Genomic DNA, 19,147 nt, shown 5'->3' on the forward strand with positions numbered 1-19,147 from the left:
TCTCATCCATTCCCCCACCCTTGGGTGGGGGAAACGTTTGTCACATCCAATAAGACCAACCGTAAGGCCAGCCGAAACCGCCGTATCCCCAACCCCAGCTATTCACGGGCTTGTTGATGTCGCGGCCGTTGTTGGTGACCGCGCCGGACGTGGAGCGCATCGTGCCTGAGTTGTTGAAAGAGACGCCGCGATGGCTGATATCGCCATAGGCTTCAATCCTGCCGTAGTTGCTGAAACTGGTGTCCGACAAGCTGATGGAAGAAGCGCGAGAAACGATGCTCCCGCGGTTGGTGATGGACGTTCCCTGGATCGCCGCGCCGTTTTGGGCTTCGATCACGCCATTGCCGGCGTTGAACAAGCTGGTGGCGTTGAGTTGCAAAGCCTGCGCGGATTGAATGCCGCCGGTATTGTCGACGCGGGTCGCCCGCAGTGTCAGCGCGCCGTTTTGCGTTTTGACGCTGCCGCGATTGTTCAGTTGGGTCGCATTCAGCCGTATTGCCCCGCCCTCAATGCGGCCGATATTGTCCAGCTGCGTTGCCGTCAGGGAGGCCGAACGCGCACTCACGTTCTTTTCATTTTGCAGCCGGGTAGCGCTGATGTTCAATTGCCCCTGTGAAGCGATATTTCCTTGATTGACCAGCGAGTCGGTACTGATGTCGGCGCCACCGTTTTTCGCCTGAATCTGACCGCGGTTGGCGATACCGACGGAAGCGCGAGATACGTTTTGAGCGCCGTTGCCGATTTGCACGCGTTCATCACTTCCCGCGTCGGTTTGGATACTGACGATGCTGACATTGTTCAACGCGGCGCCGGTGTTGGAGCCCGCCCCATTGGCATTGCCGCTATTGACGCCTACGCCGTTTTCATTGGCGACCAGCCTAATCTTGTTGGCATACATTCCCCCCAACTCGGCGACGTCGATCAATACTTCAGGCTTATCTTTAGACGCATCAACGCTATTGAAGCGGGATAGATCTGCCGAAACCGTTTTTTTCCCCGCCGAGACTAACAGGGCGTCCGCATGAACCGCCGCGCTGATTTCCGCCGTGCGCGCAATAACAGCCGTATAATCGACATCGCCCTTCGACAAGCCCTCCCCCTCGACTCGAATATTGCCTTGATTAACGTGGAAGCCGTTAAAAGCGCCGTCCTTGAACTGCAAATCGGCGGTAGTTAATACGCCGTTGCGGGCATTAATAAAACCGCAACCGTTGCAGGTAATGCCGGATTTATTGGCAATGACAACATCGGCACGTTGCCCGGCGACTTCTACCATCCCCTTCAAAATACTTTTATTTGCCGAATTCACTTCATTCAGAATTACCTTAGCTGCACGGCCCTCTAACTGAGCGTTCCCCACAACGGTTCCGGCCAATGACGTATTCACGCCCGCAAGGCTGTTATTTAAAATAGCGCCCTGAGCGCCAACGTCGAACTGCGTGTAAACGTTATGCGAGACACCGTCCGCACCCGCACGATTGATATTCACCACCGGCACCTGATTGATATGGTCAACCGATGCGCCCCCCGCCTGAGGTGCTATTTGCGCCAACAGCGGCGCGCTGGGCAACAGCAACGCCGCTGCCGACAACAGCAATGTCGTCTTATTCATTTTCATTAATCGCTCTCCTTAAATAATGTTGTCCATCCCTGCCAACCATTAACTGACGTTCAGACTAATGGCGAAAAACATTAATGGCCATAGGGATATCCTCCTTTGCAATGTGCATTACCCTGATAACCATAAAATACGAATGGCTTATGCTCAGCAAAAACATAATTTGCACAGTAAGAAAAAACATGTGCAATCAAATGCCAAAACACAATTTCAATAGGGAGTCAGCAGATAAACGCCGACAGGGCTGCCAGCGTTCGATAACAATAATATCCATACCATCAAATAAAAAAATCAATAGATTTTTAATATATTGACTGAAGTGATTTTAATAAAAGGAAAAACAAGTTAAGTGTATTATTTAAAAAAAGGCGTAATAAGCAGGGTTATTTGGCGGGAAAATGCGTTTTGAAAGAAAACGGCCGGCGTCTGGCGGCGCCGGCGGATAAATTACGGACGATAAACCTTCACGTTTCTGAAGCCTTGCTCCAGCAGGTACAGCGCCTGCAGGCGGCTCATCACGCCGCGCTCGCAGTACAGCAGGTAGGTTTTGCTCTGATCCAGATCGCCGAACTGGGTGCTCAGCTTGTAGAACGGTAGCGCTTTCACTTCAACCTGTTCCAACTGCAGCGGCTTCTCTTCCTGCTCGTCGTTGGAGCGGATATCCAGGATCACCTCGTCGGCGCCGAAGGCCGCGACGGTTTCCACCTCGGTCACCTGCTCCTGCGCCTGCTCGGCGATGGAGCGGATATCGACGTTCTTCGCCTCACTCACCACCCGGTCGAGAATGCTGAAATCGAAGTGGCTCTCTTCCTCTTCGATCTTGGCCTTGATGGCTTTCACCGTCGGGCTCTTCGAAATCACGCCGCAGTATTCCGGCATGGTTTTGGCGAAGTCTTCGGTGCCGATTTCGCGCGCCAGCTTGATGATGTGCTCTTTATCGTGCGAGATCAGCGGACGCAGGATCAGGGTATCGGACGCGTTGTCGATCAAGCGCAGGTTGGTCAGCGTCTGGCTGGAGACCTGCCCCAACGCTTCGCCGGTCACCAGCGCCTGCACGCCGTAGCGTTCGGCCACTTGCGAAGCGGCGCGCACCATCATGCGCTTGAGCACCACGCCCATCTGGCCGTCGTCAATCTTCTCCAGGATCTCACCCACCACCGGCTCGAAATCGATGGCGACGAAGCGCACCTTGTGCGAGCTGGCGAAGCGATTCCACAGGTAGTGCGCCACCTGCTTCACGCCGATCTCGTGCGCGGCGCCGCCCAGGTTGAAGAAGCAGAAGTGCACGCGACAGCCGCGACGCATCAGCATGTAGCTGGACACGCCCGAGTCGAAACCGCCGGAAATCAGCGACATTACGTCTTCCTGGGTGCCGACCGGGTAACCGCCGATGCCTTCGAGGCGGCGTTTGACCAGCATCAGCTTGTCGTCTTCGATCTCCAGGTTTACCGTAACCTGCGGGCGGGTCAGGTTAACGCGCGCGCTCTCGATATGCTGGTTCAGACCGCCGCCGACATAGCGCTCCACGTCCTGCGAGTTGAACGCCTGCTTGCCGCGGCGCTTGACGCGCACGCAGAAAGTTTTGCCTTCCAGCTGGGCGCGGTAGGCTTCCAGCGTCTGCTCGAAGATGTGGTGGATATCGGTATAAGCGCGATCTTCCACTTCCAGAATATGGTGGATGCCGGGAATGCGCGTCAGGGCGTCGGCGATGACCGGCCGCTGGTTTTCATCTTTGGCGCGAACTTCGATATGATCCCAGTGACGGACGACCGCCAGCGTTTCATCATACTGCTTCAGGACGTTGCGAATATTGGTCGAGAGAATCTTGATAAAGCGCAAGCGCACAGATTGGCTCTTGATGGTGATTTCCGGGAACAATTTAATGATAAACTTCATGGCGGTCTTTGTTGTCAGATAAGAATTACGGCGCGGAGTATATCACCATATCGCCGCGCTCTGCGCACAAAACCATACATGAGCGCCATGATTTGCTAATCAAGATCCGCTAGGATAGGCTCTGGCGCCACGGTTCACATGATGACGTAAAAAGAAAATTATGCCGAAAAAACCAGCACAATCAGCCAGTACAGAGCAAACAGCCAGCTTTGAAAGCGCCCTCGGCGAGCTGGAAAGCATCGTGACGCGTCTGGAATCAGGCGAACTGCCGCTGGAAGACGCGCTGAACGAGTTCGAACGCGGCGTGCAGCTGGCGCGTCAGGGCCAGCAGAAACTGCAACAGGCGGAACAGCGTGTGCAGATACTTCTTAACGACAGCGCCGACGACGCGGCGCTGGCGCCTTTCACACCGGATGCCGAGTAACCGACATGTCTGAGATCGCCCCAGCGGCCGCTTTTGCCGATCAACTGCAGATTTTCCGCCAGCGCGCCGATCGCGCGCTGCTGGACTTCATCGCCCCACTGCCGTTCAACGACGGCAACATGGTGGCGGCGATGCGTCATGGCGCCTTGCTGGGCGGCAAGCGCCTGCGCCCGTTCCTGGTCTACACCACCGGCCAGATGTTCGGCGTGTCGCTGGCCAACCTGGACGCGCCGGCGGCGGCGGTGGAATGCATTCACGCCTACTCGCTGATCCACGACGATCTGCCGGCGATGGACGACGACGATCTGCGACGCGGCCAGCCGACCTGCCACATTAAATTCGGCGAAGCCAACGCGATCCTGGCCGGCGATGCGCTGCAAACGCTGGCGTTTTCGATCCTGGCCGATGCCGAAATGCCCGACGTGGCCCTGCGCGATCGGCTGGCGATGGTCTCCGAACTGGCGACCGCCAGCGGCGTAGCCGGCATGTGCGGCGGCCAATCGCTGGATCTGGAAGCCGAAGGCAAGCGCGTCGACCTGCAGGCGCTGGAGCAGATCCACCGCCACAAAACCGGCGCGCTGATCCGCGCGGCGGTGCGTCTGGGCGCGCTGAGCGCCGGCGAAGCCGGGCGAGCGGCGTTGCCGCAGCTGGATCGTTACGCCGCCGCGGTTGGCCTGGCGTTCCAGGTGCAGGATGACATTTTGGACGTTGTCGGCGAGACTGAAAAAATCGGCAAGCGCCAGGGCGCGGACCAACAACACGGAAAGAGTACCTACCCGGCGTTGCTCGGGCTTGACAGCGCGAAAGCAAAAGCGTGGGATCTCTATCAGGAAGCATTAGCTGCATTAGACACTTTGGCAGCGCAATCTTATAACACAGCGCCATTGCGAGCGTTAGCCAGCTTCATTATTGAACGCGACAATTAACGTGTGACGTTAACTCCTCTGATATGAGTATCGAATGAGTCTTGATATAGCCAAATACCCAACCCTGGCGCTAGCGGAAAACCCCGAGGAACTCCGCTCACTGCCCAAAGAGAGCTTGCCGAAGCTGTGCGATGAGCTGCGGCAATACCTGCTGAACAGCGTCAGTCGCTCCAGCGGCCACTTTGCCTCCGGGCTGGGTACCGTCGAACTGACGGTGGCGTTGCATTTCGTCTACAACACGCCGTTCGATCACCTGGTGTGGGATGTCGGCCACCAGGCCTACCCGCACAAAATTCTGACCGGCCGCCGCGACCGTATCGCCACCATTCGGCAAAAGAACGGCCTGCACCCCTTCCCGTGGCGCGCCGAAAGCGAATACGACGTGCTGTCGGTCGGCCACTCGTCGACCTCGATCAGCGCCGGCCTCGGCATGGCGGTGGCGGCGGAACGTGAAGGCAAAGGCCGCCGCACGGTGTGCGTGATCGGCGACGGCGCCATCACCGCCGGCATGGCGTTCGAAGCGATGAACCACGCCGGCGACATCAACCCGGACATGCTGGTGGTGCTGAACGACAACGAGATGTCGATCTCGGAAAACGTCGGCGCGCTGAACAACCACCTGGCGCAGCTGCTGTCCGGCAAGCTTTACTCCACCCTGCGCGAAGGCGGCAAGAAAGTGCTGGCCGGCGTGCCGCCGATCAAGGAGCTGGTGAAACGCACCGAAGAGCACCTGAAAGGCATGGTGGTGCCGGGCACGCTGTTCGAAGAGCTGGGCTTTAACTATATCGGCCCGGTAGACGGGCACGACGTGCAGGGGCTGGTCGCCACGTTGAAAAACATGCGCGATCTGAAAGGCCCGCAGCTGTTGCACATCATGACCAAGAAAGGCCGCGGTTACGCGCCGGCGGAGAAGGATCCGATCAGCTTCCACGCGGTGCCGAAGTTCGATCCCGCCAGCGGCACGCTGCCGAAAAGCGCCGGCGGTCTGCCGACCTATTCGAAAATCTTCGGCGACTGGCTGTGTGAAACCGCCGCCAAAGACAGCTCGCTGATGGCGATCACGCCGGCGATGCGCGAAGGCTCCGGCATGGTGCAGTTCTCTCGTGACTACCCGCAGCAATATTTCGACGTAGCGATTGCCGAGCAGCATGCGGTCACCTTCGCCGCCGGGCTGGCGATCGGCGGCTACAAGCCGGTGGTGGCGATCTATTCCACCTTCCTGCAACGCGCCTACGATCAGCTGATCCACGATGTGGCGATCCAAAACCTGCCGGTGATGTTCGCCATCGATCGCGGCGGCATCGTCGGCGCCGACGGCCAGACTCACCAGGGGGCGTTCGATCTGTCGTTCATGCGCTGCATCCCGACCATGGTGATCATGACGCCGAGCGACGAGAACGAATGCCGCCAGATGCTGTACACCGGCTATCACTACAACGACGGCCCGAGCGCCGTGCGCTATCCGCGCGGCACCGGCACCGGCGCGGCGCTGGAGCCGCTCAACCAGCTGCCGATCGGCAAAGGCGTGGTGCGCCGCCAGGGAGAAAAGATCGCCATTCTCAACTTCGGCACCCTGCTGCCGGAGGCCGCGCAAGCGGCGGAGGCGCTCAACGCCACGCTGGTCGACATGCGCTTCGTCAAACCGCTGGACGAGCAGCTGGTGCTCGAATTGGCCGCCAGCCATGAAACGCTGGTCACGCTGGAAGAGAACGCCATCATGGGCGGCGCCGGCAGCGGCGTCAACGAACTGCTGATGGCCAAACGCCGTCCGGTGCCGGTGCTGAACCTGGGCCTGCCGGACAGCTTTGTCTCGCAGGGCAGCCAGGAAGAACTGCGCGCCGATCTGGGGCTGGACGCCGCCGGCATTCAGCGCCAAATCGAAACCTGGCTGGCGCAGTAATCGCCACTCGCGCCTGAAAAAACGCCTCCGCTCTCGGGGGCGTTTTCGTTTCCGCCCTCCGGGATCCGCGCTACAGTTACTGTCTGAGCTTTCGAATGGGAGGCAAGCATGAAGTACCTGAAACTGGGCAACACCGATCTGAACGTCTCGCGCATCTGCCTGGGTTGCATGACCTACGGCGAACCGAACCGCGGCAATCACGCCTGGACGCTGCCGGAAGAGAGCAGCCGCCCGCTGCTGAAACAGGCGCTGGAAGCCGGCATCAACTTTTTCGATACCGCCAACAGCTATTCCGACGGCAGCAGCGAGGAGATCCTCGGCCGGGCGCTGCACGACTATGCGCGCCGCGAAGACGTAGTGGTCGCCACCAAGGTGTATTTCCCGCTGAGCAACCTGGAGCGCGGTTTGTCGCGCGCCAACATCATGCAATCCATCGACGACAGCCTGCGGCGCCTGGGCACCGACTATGTCGATTTGCTGCAGATCCACCGCTGGGATTACGAAACGCCGCTGGAAGAGACGCTGGAAGCGCTGCACGACGTGGTGAAAGCCGGCAAGGCGCGTTACATCGGCGCCTCCTCGATGTACGCCTGGCAGTTCGCCAAGGCGCTGTATACCGCCGATCTGCACGGCTGGACGCGCTTTGTTAGCATGCAGGATCAATACAACCTGATTCAGCGCGAAGAAGAGCGCGAAATGCATCCGCTGTGTACCGCCGAAGGCATCGCCGTGCTGCCGTGGAGCCCGCTGGCGCGCGGCCGCCTGACCCGCCCCTGGGGCGAAACCACCGCGCGGCTGGTTTCCGACCAGTTCGGCAAGAGCCTGTACGAGGAAACTGAAGGCATCGACGCCATTATCGCCGAGCGCGTCGCCAGCCTCGCCGAGGAACGTGGCGTTTCACGCGCGCAGATCGCGCTGGCCTGGCTGCTGAACAAGCCGGCGGTCAGCGCGCCGATCGTCGGCGCTTCACGCAGCGAGCAGTTGGATGACGCCATCGCCGCGGTCGATTTGAGTTTGTCGCCGCAAGAGGTCGCAGAACTGGAGACGGCTTACGTGCCGCATCGGGTGACGGGATTTGAATAAGAGAAGCGGGCGCGAAACGGCGCGCCCGTCTGTCAGAACAGCCCGATTGGCCAGTGGTGCCCAATCAGGTAGATGATGCCGGCGGACAGCACGCCGGCGATGATATCGTCGACCATGATGCCCATGCCGCCATGCACGTTGCGGTCGAACCAGCGGATCGGCCACGGCTTCCACATGTCGAGAATGCGGAAGATAACGAAACCGGCGGCGACCCAGCGCCAGTCATTGACCGGCAGCGCCATCAGCGTGATCCACATGCCGACGAACTCGTCCCAGACGATGCTGCCGTGATCGTGCACCTTCATGTCTTTTGCCGTGCGGTGGCAAATATAGACGCCGATGCAGATGCTGAACATCACCGTCAGCGAGTAGAGCTGCCACGGCAGCTGGATCAGCAGCAGCCAAAACGGGATCGCCGCCAGCGATCCCATGGTGCCCGGCATCACCGGCGACAAACCGCTGCCAAACCCGGTGGCCAGCAGGTGCCACGGATTGCTCATCCGCAGCCGGCGCTTGGCTTCATCCATGGGTGCCCGGCTCCGCGTTGAAATGATCGAACCCAGCCCAGTCCAGCTCTACCGCCTCATCGTCGCGATAATAGCGGATGCCTTCAGACAGCGGGCCAATTTGGCCGATGCAGGTGTAGTCGGCCCCGAGGTGGCTCAACGCCACTTCCAGCGCGCCGCGGTTGATCTCCGGCACGGTGAAGCACAGCTCGTAATCTTCGCCGCCCGCCAGCGCCCAGCGCAGCGCCTGTTCAGCATCGGCGTGGCTGCTCAGCGCCTGCGACATCGGCAGCTCGTCCAGCACGATGCGTGCGCCACAGTCGCTGGCCTTAAGGATATGCTTCAGATCGGAAATCAGGCCGTCGGAGATGTCGATCGCCGAGCTGGCCAGATCGCGCAGCGCCTGCCCCTGCAACACCCGCGGCTGCGGCCGCAGATGGCGAGCGACCAAATAATCGCGCGCCGTCGTTTCCGTCACCGCCAAACGATCCTGCAGGATCGCCAACCCGGCGGCGCTGTCGCCCAGCGTGCCGGTCACATAGATCCAGTCGCCGATACGCGCGCCGCTGCGGGTCAGCGCCCGGCCGGCCGGGATCAGCCCCTGGATGGTCAGCGTCATGCTCAGCGGCCCGCGCGTGGTATCGCCGCCGATCAGCTGCATGCCGTAATAGTTGAGCTGATCGAACAGGCTGTCGCTGAAGGCCTTCAGCCAGGATTCGTTCACTTCAGGCAGGGTCAGCGCCAGCGAAAGCCAGGCCGGATCGGCGCCCATCGCCGCCAGATCGCTCAGATTGACCGCCAACGCCTTATAGCCGAGATCGGCCGGATCGATGTCCGGCAGAAAGTGCACGCCCGCTACCAGCGTATCGGTACTGACGGCCACCAGCTGTTTTTCCGGCACTGCCAGCAGTGCGCAGTCATCTCCAATGCCCAACTGTACATCCCGGCGCACACGCTTGAACCGGTCAAAATAGCGGGCAATGAGGTCAAATTCGCCGCATGCCATATCGATATTCCACTAGAAGAAATTAAGGCCGGGAATGCCGGCCTTAATGTTTTACTTTTTCTTGCGAAGGGTTGGCGCCACTTTATCCAGCACCCCGTTCACAAACTTGTGGCTGTCTTCCGCGCCGAAGGTTTTCGCCAGTTCGATCGCTTCGTTGATCGCCACCTTGTAAGGGACATCCTCGCGCATTTTCAGTTCAAACAGCGCGACGCGCAGCACCGCGCGCTCCACCTGGCCCAGCTCTTCGAGCTGACGCGACAGGTAAGGCGCCATCAGTTCGTCCAGCATACCTGCATTCACTGCCGCGCCGGACAGCAACTCGCGAAAATAGGCGACGTCAACATCTTTGACATCCTGCTCCGTCAGGAACTGGTGTTCAACATCGGCAAGGTCGTTTTTAGACAACTGCCAAGAGTAAAGCGCTTGAACAGCGCACTCACGAGCGCGGCGACGAGCAGCAGGTTTCACGGAATTCCCCTTAACTAAATTCAGGCTTTAATAGCTTTGATAACATTAATCATTTCAAGTGCGGTCAGCGCGGCTTCAGCGCCCTTGTTGCCCGCTTTGGTGCCGGCGCGTTCGATCGCCTGCTCGATGCTTTCGGTGGTCAGCACGCCAAAAGCAACCGGGATTTCGGCATTCATCGCAACGTTGCCGATGCCGGAGCTGGCTTCGCCCGCCACATATTCGAAGTGCGCGGTGCCCCCACGGATAACGGTGCCCAACGCGATAACCGCGTCGTATTTGCCGGTTTTGGCCAATACGCTCGCCGTCAGCGGCAGCTCGTAAGCGCCCGGGACCCAGACAACGGTGATGTTGTCGTCAGCAACCTGACCAATGCGTTTCAACGCGTCGATCGCGCCTTCCAGCAGGCTGTCGTTGATGAAATTGTTAAAACGTGCAATTGCGATCGCCACACGGGCCTTTGGAGTAGCAACAACACCTTCGATAACTTTCATGGGCTTTCCTTAAAAATGGGTTCAATACCCCGCAGGGGGGCGGATTCTATCATATTCTTTCATCGCCTGCGCGGCGCTTTTGTAAAACCGGCGCGCGGGCGCGAGATTCAGTGTTTCGCCCGCAGGCGCAAACGCAGATCGGAGCCAACCTGGCGCACATCGCTAAAGACGAATTCCGGCGCGTCGGCCAACCGCTCCAGACCCGGCAGGTGGCACAGGCCACGGCCATTATCGCCCAACAGTTTCGGCGCGATGTACAAAATGAGCTCATCCACCAGGCCGGCCTGCAGCAGCGCGCCGGCCAGCGTTGCGCCCGCCTCCACCCAGATTGAATTCACCTGGCGCTTGGCCAACAGCATCATCATCACCACCAGATCGACGCCGCCACCATGCGCCGGGCAGATAAACTGCTCGACGTCTTGCGGCCAGGCCTGTTCATCCGCCTCCAGGCGCGCCAGCCAAGTGGCGCCCGGCTGCAGCACCACGCGGTGCTGCGGAGTAATGCGGTTTTGGCTGTCGAGCAGGATGCGCAGCGGCTGGCGCAGATTGTCGCGCGGATAGAGGCGCTGCGTCTCGGCGTCCAATTCATCCCAACGCACCGTCAGCGACGGATCGTCCGCCAGCACGGTGGCGCTGGTGCTGAGAATGGCGGCGCTCTGCGCGCGCAGGCGCTGCACGTCCTGACGCGCTTCGGGTGAGGTGATCCACTGGCTCTCGCCGGAGGCCATCGCCGTGCGGCCGTCCAGCGACGCGCCCAGCTTCAGCTGCACGTAAGGGAAACCGGTGCGCATGCGCTTGAGGAAGCCCAGGTTGACCGCTTCGGCCTCGGCCAGCATCAGGCCGTGCCGCACCTCGACGCCGGCCTGCTGCAGCTTGTACAGCCCGCGCCCCGCCACCTGCGGATTGGGATCTTGCATCGCCGCGACCACCCGGGTTACGCCGGCGGCCACCAGCGCATCGGCGCAGGGCGGCGTGCGGCCGTGATGGCTGCACGGCTCGAGCGTGACATAGGCGGTGGCGCCGCGCGCCTTGTCGCCCGCCATGCGCAGCGCGTGCACTTCCGCGTGCGGCTCGCCGGCGCGCAGATGATAGCCTTCACCGACAATTTCGCCGTCGCGCACGATAACGCAGCCGACGTTCGGATTGGGTGCGGTGGTAAAACGCCCCAGCCGCGCCAGTTCGAAGGCGCGCGCCATATAAAGTTCGTCGTGATGCATGAAAGATCCTTTAGTCTTGCAGGCGGGCGATCTCTTCGCCGAACTCGCGCACGTCTTCGAAGCTGCGGTACACCGACGCGAAGCGAATATAGGCGACCTTATCCAGCTTTTTCAGCGCGTCCATCACCAGATTGCCCACCAGTTTGGTCGGCACTTCGCGTTCGCCGGTGGCGCGCAGTTGGGATTTGATATGATTAAGGGCGTTTTCCACGTCGTCCGAGCTTACCGGGCGCTTTTCCAGCGCTTTCAGCATGCCGCGGCGCAGTTTGTCTTCGTTGAACGGCTCGCGCACCTCATCGCTTTTAATCACTCGCGGCATCACCAGCTCAGCCACCTCGAAGGTGGTGAAGCGTTCATTGCACACCAGACACTGGCGGCGACGGCGCACTTGCGAACCGTCCCCCACCAGGCGGGAATCAATGACTTTGGTATCAACGGCGGCGCAGAAAGGGCAATGCATAACACGTCCTGATAAACGTTTTTTATAGATAAATGCAGTTTACCCCGAAGTGCAGCCACAACAAAGGGCGGCGGCCATTTGTTGCGACACGCGGCCGGGAAGCGGCGCCGATATGACTTTCCCCTCCGGGCGGACTAAGCTGATAACAGGAGATTCAGCATAGGAAATCGCCGTCATGACAACCTGTTACCCCAAAATCGCCCTGCTCGCCGCCGCCGTGTTGCTGGCGGGCTGCGCGCATAACGCCGCCGTGCCCCAGCTGCGCCATCAGGTCGCCGCGCTGAACCAGAAAGTGAGCGTGCTGACCGATCAAACCACCGCGCTGGAGCGGCAGAATCAGCTCAATCAGCACTCCGACAACGGCGTCTATCTGCTGCCGGCGGCCCGAAGCGCCGCCCGTTTGCAGAGCGGTATCGGCGAACTGAGCGTTTCGCTGAGCCACATCAAGAACGAAGCCAACGGCACGCAGGCGCAGCTGCATGTGCGCGTCCTCTCACAGGCCACGCTGCCGCCGTTCAAAGCCGTGGTGGAATGGGGCCAGTTGGACGACGCCACCGGCCGGCCGTTGACCGCCGAGGCGCTGTCGCAACCGATCGCCAGCGCCGATTCGCTGCTGCCGAAGCCCGGCCAGGACTTCGAACTGCGCTTCAGCGGCCTGACGCCGGAACAATTGGGCTATATCCGTCTGCACAGTCTGGTTTCGACCGCCCAACCGGCGGTAGTGAAGCAGCACTGATCCCCGAGGCAAAAAAAAGGAGCGCCATCGGCGCTCCTTCTCATATCGCTGAATACTGCGGTTGTTAAGGCAGAATCGAAGGCTGATCCGCGCCCTCTTTTTCCACTTTTTGCTGCAGCATGTGTTCGCGTTTCATCCCCAGCTTCAACGCCAGCGCGGACGCGACGTAGATCGAGGAGACGGTACCGATCGACACGCCGATCAGCATCGCCAGCGAGAAGCCTTGCAGCATCGCGCCACCGAAGATGTACAGCATCAACACCACCATCAGGGTGGTCCCGGAAGTCATCAGCGTACGGCTCAGCGTCTGGGTCAACGACACGTTCATGATCTCGTAAGGCGTACCGCGGCGGATCTTGCGGAAGTTCTCACGAATACGGTCGGAAACCACGATGCTGTCGTTCAGCGAGTAGCCGATAACCGACATCAGGGACGCGACGATGGTCAGGTCAATCTCGATGTGGAACAGCGACAGCACGCCCAGCGTGATGATCACGTCGTGTGCCAGCGCGATAACCGCCCCCAGCGCCAGGCGCCATTCGAAGCGGAAACCGACGTAGATCAGGATACAGATCAGCGCCACCAGCAGCGCCATGCCGCCGGTTTGCGCCAGCTCGCTGCCCACGCTCGGGCCGACGAACTCGATGCGCTTCACGGTGGCATTTTTATCCACCGAGTCGTTGATCACGCCGATCACCTTGTTGCCCAGTTCCTGGCCTGCGGTGCCGGTCGCCGGTGGCATGCGCACCATCACGTCGCGGCTGCTGCCGAAGTTCTGGATAATCGGATCCTGGAACCCGGCCTTCTCCAGTGTATCGCGCATCAGGTCGAGATTAGCTGGTTTCTCCAGGTTGATTTCAATCACCGTACCGCCGGTGAAATCCAGACCCCAGTTAAACCCGCGCACCGACATGGTGGCGATCGACGCGACCAACAGCACCAACGAGATGCCGAAGGCCACGTAGTCCCAGCGCATAAAGTCGTAGACTTTACGGCCGTAGTTGAGTTGCTCAACAGTATAATCCTGTGCCACAACGCACTCCTCAGATAGACAGCTTGTTAATGCGTTTGCCGCCGTAAAGCAGGTTGACGATGGCACGGGTACCGACAATCGCGGTGAACATGGACGTCGCCACACCGATAGCGGTGGTGATCGCAAAGCCTTTGATCGAACCGGTGCCGACTGCGTACAGGATGATCGCGGTGATCAGCGTGGTGATGTTGGCGTCAACGATACTGGAGAACGCGCCTTTATAGCCCTCATGGATCGCCTGCTGAACGGACCTGCCGTTCTTCAGCTCTTCCTTGATACGTTCGTTAATCAGTACGTTGGCGTCGACCGCCACCGCCAGCGTCAACACGATCCCGGCAATGCCCGGCATGGTCAGCGTCGCCCCCGGCAACAGGGACATCACGCCGACGATCAGCACCAGGTTGGCGACCAGCGCCGTGGTGGCGATCACGCCGAACTTACGATACCAGACCACCATGAAGACGATGGACGCCACCAGGCCCCACAGACAGGCTTCCAGACCCTGGGTGATGTTCTGCTGACCCAGGGTCGGGCCGATGGTGCGCTCTTCGACGATCTGAATCGGCGCGATCAGCGCGCCCGCACGCAGCAGCAGCGAAAGCTGACGCGCTTCGTTCGGGTTGCCGATACCGGTGATGCGGAAGCTGTTGCCCAGACGCGACTGAATGTTCGCCACGTTGATCACTTCTTCCTGTTTCACCAGCACTGCACGGCCGTTGGCGTCTTTCTTGCCGCTGTCCTTATACTCCACGAACAGAGTCGCCATCGGCTTGCCGATGTTGTCCTTGGTGAAGTTGGACATGGACGTGCCGCCGGCGCTGTCCAGCGAGATGTTAACCTGCGGCTGGTTGTATTCGTCGGTGCTCGAGGTGGAGTCAGTGATGTGATCACCGGTCAGGATCACGCGCTTGTACAGCACGATCGGCTGGCCGTCACGGGTGTATTTCACCTCGGAGTCGCCCGGCACGCGGCCGTTGGCCGCCGCAGTGGCGTCCGCATTGGTGTTCACCAGACGGAACTCGAGGGTCGCGGTGGCACCCAGAATTTCTTTGGCGCGCGCGGTGTCCTGAATGCCCGGCAGCTCGACCACGATGCGGTCGGCGCCCTGGCGCTGCACCAGCGGTTCGGCGACGCCGAGCTGGTTGACGCGGTTACGCAGGATAGTGATGTTCTGCTGGACGGCGTATTCGCGCGCTTCGCTCAGACGGGCGTCCGTCAGGCTGGCTTTCATGGTGTTGGCGCCGTTGGCGGACAGCACCAGATCGCGCTGACGCGGGCCGATGTAGCTGATGGCCTGGTCACGAGCCGCATTGTCGCGGAAGCGAACTTCCACGCCGTTGTTGTCCAGCTTGCGGATAGACGCGTAAGGAATGCCCTTCTCGCGCAGCTCGCTGCGCAGGGTATCCATGGTCTGTTCCTGCAGCTTGCTCAACGCGGTGTCCATGTCCACTTCCATCAGGAAGTGCACGCCGCCGCGCAGGTCCAGGCCGAGTTTCATCGGCTCTGCGCCCAGCATGGCCAGCCAGGTCGGCGTGGCCGGCGCCAGGTTCAGTGCCACGACGAATTTGTCACCCAGCTCGGTCACCAGCGCTTCGCGGGCGCGCAGCTGAACGTCAGGATCTTTAAAGCGAGCCAGGATGGCGCCATTTTCCAGCGCAATCGACTTGCTCGCGATGTTGTCTTTTTCTAATACGGTACGGACCTGGTCCAGCGTAGTTTCACTGGCGGCGACGCCGCGCGCGCCAGTGATTTGTACGGCCGGATCCTCACCGTAGATGTTGGGAAGCGCATAAAGCAGACCGACGAGGATCACGACGATCAACATCAGATACTTCCACAAAGGATAACGGTTTAGCACGGCAATTCCCTTCGGGAAAAAAGATTACAGGGCCTTCATGGTACCTTTCGGCAGAACGGCCGCCACGAAGTCACGCTTGATCATCACTTCCGTGGTGTCGTTCAGCGCGATGGCGATGATGCCGGTGTCGGCCACTTTGGTCACGCGACCGATCAGGCCGCCGGTGGTCAGCACTTCGTCGCCTTTACCGATGGAGTCCATCAGCTTCTTGTGATCTTTAGCGCGTTTCTGCTGTGGGCGCAGGATCATGAAGTAGAAGATCAGGCCGAACACCACCAGCATAATGATCAGAGAGTACGGGCTTCCCTGAGCCGGAGCCCCTGCGGATGCGACGGCGTCAGAAATGAAAAAGCTCATTGAAATTCCCTCATTAAGTTATCAATTATTAGATCAAGCGTTTAAAGGCGGAATCGGCTTGCCGATCCGACCATAGAAATCCGCAACAAACTGCTCTAATTTACCCTCTTCGATAGCCTGGCGTAAACCCGCCATCAGGCGTTGGTAGTGACGCAGGTTATGAATCGTGTTCAGTCGAGCACCCAATATTTCGTTGCAACGGTCGAGATGGTGCAAGTAGGCGCGGCTGTAATGGCGACAGGTGTAGCAATCACAGTCCTTATCCAGCGGAGAAGTATCATCCTTGTGCTTGGCATTACGGATTTTTACCACACCGTCAGTCACGAACAAATGGCCGTTGCGGGCGTTGCGGGTCGGCATGACGCAGTCGAACATGTCGATGCCGCGACGCACGCCTTCCACCAAATCTTCCGGCTTGCCGACGCCCATCAAATAGCGTGGCTTATCTTCCGGAATTTGCGGGCAAACGTGTTCAAGAATGCGATGCATATCCTCTTTCGGCTCGCCTACAGCCAAGCCGCCCACAGCGTACCCGTCAAAGCCGATATCCACCAGCCCTTTGACTGAAACATCACGTAAATCTTCGTAAACGCCGCCCTGAATGATGCCGAACAGCGCATTTTTATTTTCCAGCTCGTCGAATCGCTTGCGGCTGCGCTCCGCCCAGCGCAGCGACATTTCCATCGAACGCTTGGCGTAGTCCCAGTCGGCCGGGTACGGCGTACATTCATCGAAGATCATCACGATGTCGGAACCCAGGTCATACTGGATTTCCATCGATTTTTCCGGGCTCAGGAACACCTTGTCGCCGTTGATCGGGTTGCGGAAGTACACGCCTTCCTCTTTGATCTTGCGCATCGCCCCCAGGCTGAACACCTGGAAACCGCCGGAATCGGTGAGGATCGGCCCATGCCACTGCATGAAATCGTGCAGGTCGCCGTGCAGCTTCATGATCTCCTGGCCCGGGCGCAGCCACAGGTGGAAGGTGTTGCCCAGCAGGATCTGCGCGCCGGTTTCTTTCACTTCTTCCGGCGTCATGCCCTTGACCGTGCCGTAGGTGCCGACCGGCATAAAGGCCGGGGTCTCCACCACGCCGCGGTCGAAGATCAGGCGGCCGCGACGCGCGCGGCCATCGGTAGTTTGTAGTTCGTACTTCACAAAACCTCCAGCATCAGAGAAACAGTCTGATGTCGTTGAAACGGGGCCGCGCCGTGGGCGCAGCCCGGGAAATTAACCGCCGACGGACTCGTTTTCCGCCTGCGGGTTACGGCTGATGAACATCGCATCGCCGTAGCTGAAAAAGCGATACTGCTCGGCCACCGCCTGCTGATAGGCGTTCATGGTATTTTTATAGCCGGCGAAGGCCGACACCAGCATGATCAGGGTCGATTCCGGCAGGTGGAAATTGGTCACCAGCGCGTCGATCACCTGATAGTGATAGCCCGGATAGATAAAGATGCTGGTATCGCCGAAGAACGGCGCAATCAGCGCTTCTTTGCTGGCCGCCGCGGCGCTTTCCAGCGAGCGCACCGAGGTGGTGCCCACCGCCACCACGCGCTTGCCGCGCGCCTTGCAGGCCAGCACCGCATCGACCACCTCCTGCGGCACTTCGGCGTATTCGGCGTGCATCACGTGATCTTCGATGGTTTCCACGCGCACCGGCTGGAAGGTGCCGGCGCCGACGTGCAGCGTCACGAACGCCATTTCCACGCCCTTGGCGCGCAGCGCCGCCAGCAGCGGTTCGTCGAAGTGCAGGCCGGCGGTCGGCGCGGCAACCGCGCCGGGCTTCTCGCTGTAGACCGTCTGATACAGCTCGCGGTCGGCGTCTTCATCAGGGCGGGCGATATAAGGCGGCAGCGGCATGTGGCCGGCGGCGTTGAGGATAGTGAACACGTCGCGCTCGTCGTTGAAGCGCAGCTCGAACAGCGTCTCGTGGCGCGCCACCATGGTGGCGGCGATGCTCTCGTCATCCCCCAACAGCAGCTCGGCGCCCGGCTTCGGCGCTTTCGACGCGCGCACGTGCGCCAGCACGCGATGGTCGTCCAGCACGCGCTCCACCAGCACCTCAATCTTGCCGCCGCTGACCTTGCGGCCGAACATGCGCGCCGGGATCACGCGGGTATTGTTGAACACCAGCAGGTCGCCGGCTTCCAGCTTATCCAGCAGATCGGTGAATACGCCGTGCGTCAGCGCCCCGCTCGGCCCGTCCAGCTGCAGCAGGCGGCATGCGCTGCGTTCGGCCTGGGGATAGTGGGCAATCAGGGATTCGGGAAGTTCAAACGAAAAATCAGCGACGCGCATGGGTATTCACTTCTTCAATTTAGGGCTGGTTGGTAAAAAACAGGCGGCCTAGTCTAAAGCCGGGGGCGGTCAGCGGCAAGAAATAAGGAGGATTTGCCTGACTTCGGGTATAGTTGAGGGATGAATTTTCTCGCTCATCTTCACCTGGCCATGCTGGCGGACAGCTCGCTGCTGGGCAACCTGCTGGCCGATTTCGTGCGCGGCAACCCCGCCGCCGACTACCAGCCCGAGGTGGTGGCCGGCATCATGATGCACCGCCGCGTCGACGTGCTGACCGACAGCCTGCCGCAGGTCAAAGCCAGCCGCGGCTATTTCAGCGCCCCCTACCGCCGCGTGGCGCCGATCACCCTCGACGTGGTGTGGGACCATTTTCTGGCGCGCCACTGGCAGCAGCTGGAGCCTTCGCGCGACCTGCACCAGTTTACCCAGGAAGCCCGCAGCCAAATCGAACCTTACCTGCCGCTCACGCCGCCGCGCTTTCAGAACCTGAACGGCTACCTGTGGCAGGAACGCTGGCTGGAGCGCTACGCCGAATTGCCGTTCATCGCCCGGGTGCTGCAGGGCATGGCCAGCCGCCGCCCGCGCCTCGAGGCGCTGGCCGGTTCGTTCGCCGACGTCGAGCAACATTATCATCAGCTTGAAACACAGTTCTGGCAGTTTTACCCGCAAATGATGCGGCAGGCGAAGGACAAAGCGCTCTGAGGTCAAGCTCAAGCCCTTGAAATTGCAACGCCTTGCAAGAATTTACGTTTTGCCGCTTGCCCTTTTGTGGGAAAAGGTTATTTTTAAAGCTCGCTAAATTATATCAACGACTTTGATAGGTGAAAGCTATCTCATCGATTGGTCTTTTACCCTTTATTCACCAAG

The 19,147-nt window shown here is 60.0% G+C and carries 19 protein-coding genes; 6 read left to right on the forward strand and 13 right to left on the reverse strand.

The genetic code is table 11. The features are described 5' to 3' along the window. Nucleotides 1–40 precede the first annotated feature (40 nt). Together ACJ8MK_RS06210 and thiI are read right to left on the reverse strand one after the other, a co-directional pair. Entirely contained in the window at nt 41–1,618 is a 1,578-nt protein-coding gene (locus ACJ8MK_RS06210) for a filamentous hemagglutinin N-terminal domain-containing protein (RefSeq protein ID WP_442517589.1), read from the reverse strand. Nucleotides 1,619–2,065: 447 nt separating this feature from the next. Then, on the reverse strand, nt 2,066–3,514 hold the full coding sequence (gene thiI / locus ACJ8MK_RS06215; protein WP_049213804.1) for a tRNA uracil 4-sulfurtransferase ThiI: 1,449 nt from the start codon (nt 3,512–3,514) through the stop codon (nt 2,066–2,068). Between the two features lie 160 nt (nt 3,515–3,674). Here thiI and xseB point away from each other — a divergent pair, with 160 nt between their 5' ends. From xseB to ACJ8MK_RS06235, 4 genes are all read left to right on the forward strand, one after another. After that, nucleotides 3,675–3,938 carry an exodeoxyribonuclease VII small subunit gene (xseB, locus tag ACJ8MK_RS06220; protein WP_015376838.1) on the forward strand — a complete coding sequence of 88 codons (264 nt, stop codon included), beginning with the start codon at nt 3,675–3,677 and terminating at the stop codon, nt 3,936–3,938. Between the two features lie 5 nt (nt 3,939–3,943). Then, entirely contained in the window at nt 3,944–4,864 is a 921-nt protein-coding gene (gene ispA / locus ACJ8MK_RS06225) for a (2E,6E)-farnesyl diphosphate synthase (RefSeq protein ID WP_033637304.1), read from the forward strand. Between the two features lie 34 nt (nt 4,865–4,898). Beyond that, on the forward strand, nt 4,899–6,764 hold the full coding sequence (gene dxs, locus ACJ8MK_RS06230; protein ID WP_308414563.1) for a 1-deoxy-D-xylulose-5-phosphate synthase: 1,866 nt from the start codon (nt 4,899–4,901) through the stop codon (nt 6,762–6,764). A 108-nt stretch (nt 6,765–6,872) separates the two neighbouring features. Continuing rightward, nucleotides 6,873–7,847 (forward strand): aldo/keto reductase, encoded by a 975-nt coding sequence (locus ACJ8MK_RS06235; protein ID WP_164097292.1) that lies wholly within the window; start codon nt 6,873–6,875, stop codon nt 7,845–7,847. 32 nt (nt 7,848–7,879) lie between these two features. Here ACJ8MK_RS06235 and pgpA read toward each other — a convergent pair whose 3' ends face one another. The 6 genes from pgpA to nrdR form a co-directional block, all read right to left on the reverse strand. Beyond that, a complete protein-coding gene (gene pgpA / locus ACJ8MK_RS06240; RefSeq protein ID WP_033634010.1) occupies nt 7,880–8,374 on the reverse strand; it encodes a phosphatidylglycerophosphatase A in 495 nt (164 codons plus the stop codon). Further along, nucleotides 8,367–9,359 carry a thiamine-phosphate kinase gene (gene thiL / locus ACJ8MK_RS06245; RefSeq protein ID WP_033637301.1) on the reverse strand — a complete coding sequence of 331 codons (993 nt, stop codon included), beginning with the start codon at nt 9,357–9,359 and terminating at the stop codon, nt 8,367–8,369. Before thiL ends, pgpA begins: the two co-directional genes overlap by 8 nt. 51 nt (nt 9,360–9,410) lie before the next feature. Further along, nucleotides 9,411–9,827, reverse strand: a complete 417-nt coding sequence (gene nusB / locus ACJ8MK_RS06250) for a transcription antitermination factor NusB (protein ID WP_004940384.1) — start codon at nt 9,825–9,827, stop codon at nt 9,411–9,413. A 20-nt stretch (nt 9,828–9,847) separates the two neighbouring features. Next, complete coding sequence (ribH, locus tag ACJ8MK_RS06255; protein WP_033637299.1) at nt 9,848–10,318, reverse strand: 6,7-dimethyl-8-ribityllumazine synthase; 471 nt, start codon at nt 10,316–10,318, stop codon at nt 9,848–9,850. A 107-nt stretch (nt 10,319–10,425) separates the two neighbouring features. Further along, nucleotides 10,426–11,535, reverse strand: a complete 1,110-nt coding sequence (gene ribD, locus ACJ8MK_RS06260) for a bifunctional diaminohydroxyphosphoribosylaminopyrimidine deaminase/5-amino-6-(5-phosphoribosylamino)uracil reductase RibD (RefSeq protein WP_103829802.1) — start codon at nt 11,533–11,535, stop codon at nt 10,426–10,428. Nucleotides 11,536–11,545: 10 nt separating this feature from the next. After that, nucleotides 11,546–11,995, reverse strand: coding sequence for a transcriptional regulator NrdR (gene nrdR / locus ACJ8MK_RS06265; RefSeq protein ID WP_004940387.1), 450 nt, complete (start codon nt 11,993–11,995; stop codon nt 11,546–11,548). Nucleotides 11,996–12,170: 175 nt separating this feature from the next. Between nrdR and ACJ8MK_RS06270 the strand changes: the two genes are divergently transcribed. Next, nucleotides 12,171–12,731 carry a DUF3251 domain-containing protein gene (locus ACJ8MK_RS06270; RefSeq protein WP_033653274.1) on the forward strand — a complete coding sequence of 187 codons (561 nt, stop codon included), beginning with the start codon at nt 12,171–12,173 and terminating at the stop codon, nt 12,729–12,731. Nucleotides 12,732–12,795: 64 nt separating this feature from the next. Here the strand turns inward: ACJ8MK_RS06270 and secF are convergent, their stop codons facing one another. The 5 genes from secF to queA form a co-directional block, all read right to left on the reverse strand. After that, a complete protein-coding gene (secF, locus tag ACJ8MK_RS06275) occupies nt 12,796–13,764 on the reverse strand; it encodes a protein translocase subunit SecF (RefSeq protein WP_019454209.1) in 969 nt (322 codons plus the stop codon). Nucleotides 13,765–13,774: 10 nt separating this feature from the next. Then, nucleotides 13,775–15,622 carry a protein translocase subunit SecD gene (gene secD / locus ACJ8MK_RS06280; protein ID WP_072008390.1) on the reverse strand — a complete coding sequence of 616 codons (1,848 nt, stop codon included), beginning with the start codon at nt 15,620–15,622 and terminating at the stop codon, nt 13,775–13,777. A gap of 24 nt (nt 15,623–15,646) precedes the next feature. Further along, nucleotides 15,647–15,979: a preprotein translocase subunit YajC gene (gene yajC, locus ACJ8MK_RS06285; protein WP_004940391.1), complete on the reverse strand. Its 333-nt coding sequence runs from the start codon at nt 15,977–15,979 to the stop codon at nt 15,647–15,649. Nucleotides 15,980–16,012: 33 nt separating this feature from the next. Next, nucleotides 16,013–17,137 carry a tRNA guanosine(34) transglycosylase Tgt gene (gene tgt, locus ACJ8MK_RS06290; protein ID WP_033647322.1) on the reverse strand — a complete coding sequence of 375 codons (1,125 nt, stop codon included), beginning with the start codon at nt 17,135–17,137 and terminating at the stop codon, nt 16,013–16,015. 72 nt (nt 17,138–17,209) lie between these two features. Continuing rightward, a complete protein-coding gene (queA, locus tag ACJ8MK_RS06295) occupies nt 17,210–18,280 on the reverse strand; it encodes a tRNA preQ1(34) S-adenosylmethionine ribosyltransferase-isomerase QueA (protein WP_004940394.1) in 1,071 nt (356 codons plus the stop codon). Nucleotides 18,281–18,400: 120 nt separating this feature from the next. Between queA and ACJ8MK_RS06300 the strand changes: the two genes are divergently transcribed. Next, complete coding sequence (locus tag ACJ8MK_RS06300) at nt 18,401–18,982, forward strand: acyl carrier protein phosphodiesterase (protein ID WP_308333015.1); 582 nt, start codon at nt 18,401–18,403, stop codon at nt 18,980–18,982. Nucleotides 18,983–19,147: the final 165 nt, after the last annotated feature.

Origin of the sequence: Serratia sp. CY38905, assembly GCF_052168875.1 — a bacterium.
Taxonomy (GTDB): domain Bacteria; phylum Pseudomonadota; class Gammaproteobacteria; order Enterobacterales; family Enterobacteriaceae; genus Serratia; species Serratia sarumanii.

What these genes read in the sequence shown, in the direction of transcription:
- ACJ8MK_RS06210 (WP_442517589.1), bottom strand. Translation starts at nt 1,618, where the DNA reads ATGAAAATGAATAAGACGACATTGCTGTTGTCGGCAGCGGCGTTGCTG.
- thiI (WP_049213804.1), bottom strand. Translation starts at nt 3,514, where the DNA reads ATGAAGTTTATCATTAAATTGTTCCCGGAAATCACCATCAAGAGCCAA.
- xseB (WP_015376838.1), top strand. Translation starts at nt 3,675, where the DNA reads ATGCCGAAAAAACCAGCACAATCAGCCAGTACAGAGCAAACAGCCAGC.
- ispA (WP_033637304.1), top strand. Translation starts at nt 3,944, where the DNA reads ATGTCTGAGATCGCCCCAGCGGCCGCTTTTGCCGATCAACTGCAGATT.
- dxs (WP_308414563.1), top strand. Translation starts at nt 4,899, where the DNA reads ATGAGTCTTGATATAGCCAAATACCCAACCCTGGCGCTAGCGGAAAAC.
- ACJ8MK_RS06235 (WP_164097292.1), top strand. Translation starts at nt 6,873, where the DNA reads ATGAAGTACCTGAAACTGGGCAACACCGATCTGAACGTCTCGCGCATC.
- pgpA (WP_033634010.1), bottom strand. Translation starts at nt 8,374, where the DNA reads ATGGATGAAGCCAAGCGCCGGCTGCGGATGAGCAATCCGTGGCACCTG.
- thiL (WP_033637301.1), bottom strand. Translation starts at nt 9,359, where the DNA reads ATGGCATGCGGCGAATTTGACCTCATTGCCCGCTATTTTGACCGGTTC.
- ribH (WP_033637299.1), bottom strand. Translation starts at nt 10,318, where the DNA reads ATGAAAGTTATCGAAGGTGTTGTTGCTACTCCAAAGGCCCGTGTGGCG.
- ribD (WP_103829802.1), bottom strand. Translation starts at nt 11,535, where the DNA reads ATGCATCACGACGAACTTTATATGGCGCGCGCCTTCGAACTGGCGCGG.
- nrdR (WP_004940387.1), bottom strand. Translation starts at nt 11,995, where the DNA reads ATGCATTGCCCTTTCTGCGCCGCCGTTGATACCAAAGTCATTGATTCC.
- ACJ8MK_RS06270 (WP_033653274.1), top strand. Translation starts at nt 12,171, where the DNA reads ATGACAACCTGTTACCCCAAAATCGCCCTGCTCGCCGCCGCCGTGTTG.
- yajC (WP_004940391.1), bottom strand. Translation starts at nt 15,979, where the DNA reads ATGAGCTTTTTCATTTCTGACGCCGTCGCATCCGCAGGGGCTCCGGCT.
- queA (WP_004940394.1), bottom strand. Translation starts at nt 18,280, where the DNA reads ATGCGCGTCGCTGATTTTTCGTTTGAACTTCCCGAATCCCTGATTGCC.
- ACJ8MK_RS06300 (WP_308333015.1), top strand. Translation starts at nt 18,401, where the DNA reads ATGAATTTTCTCGCTCATCTTCACCTGGCCATGCTGGCGGACAGCTCG.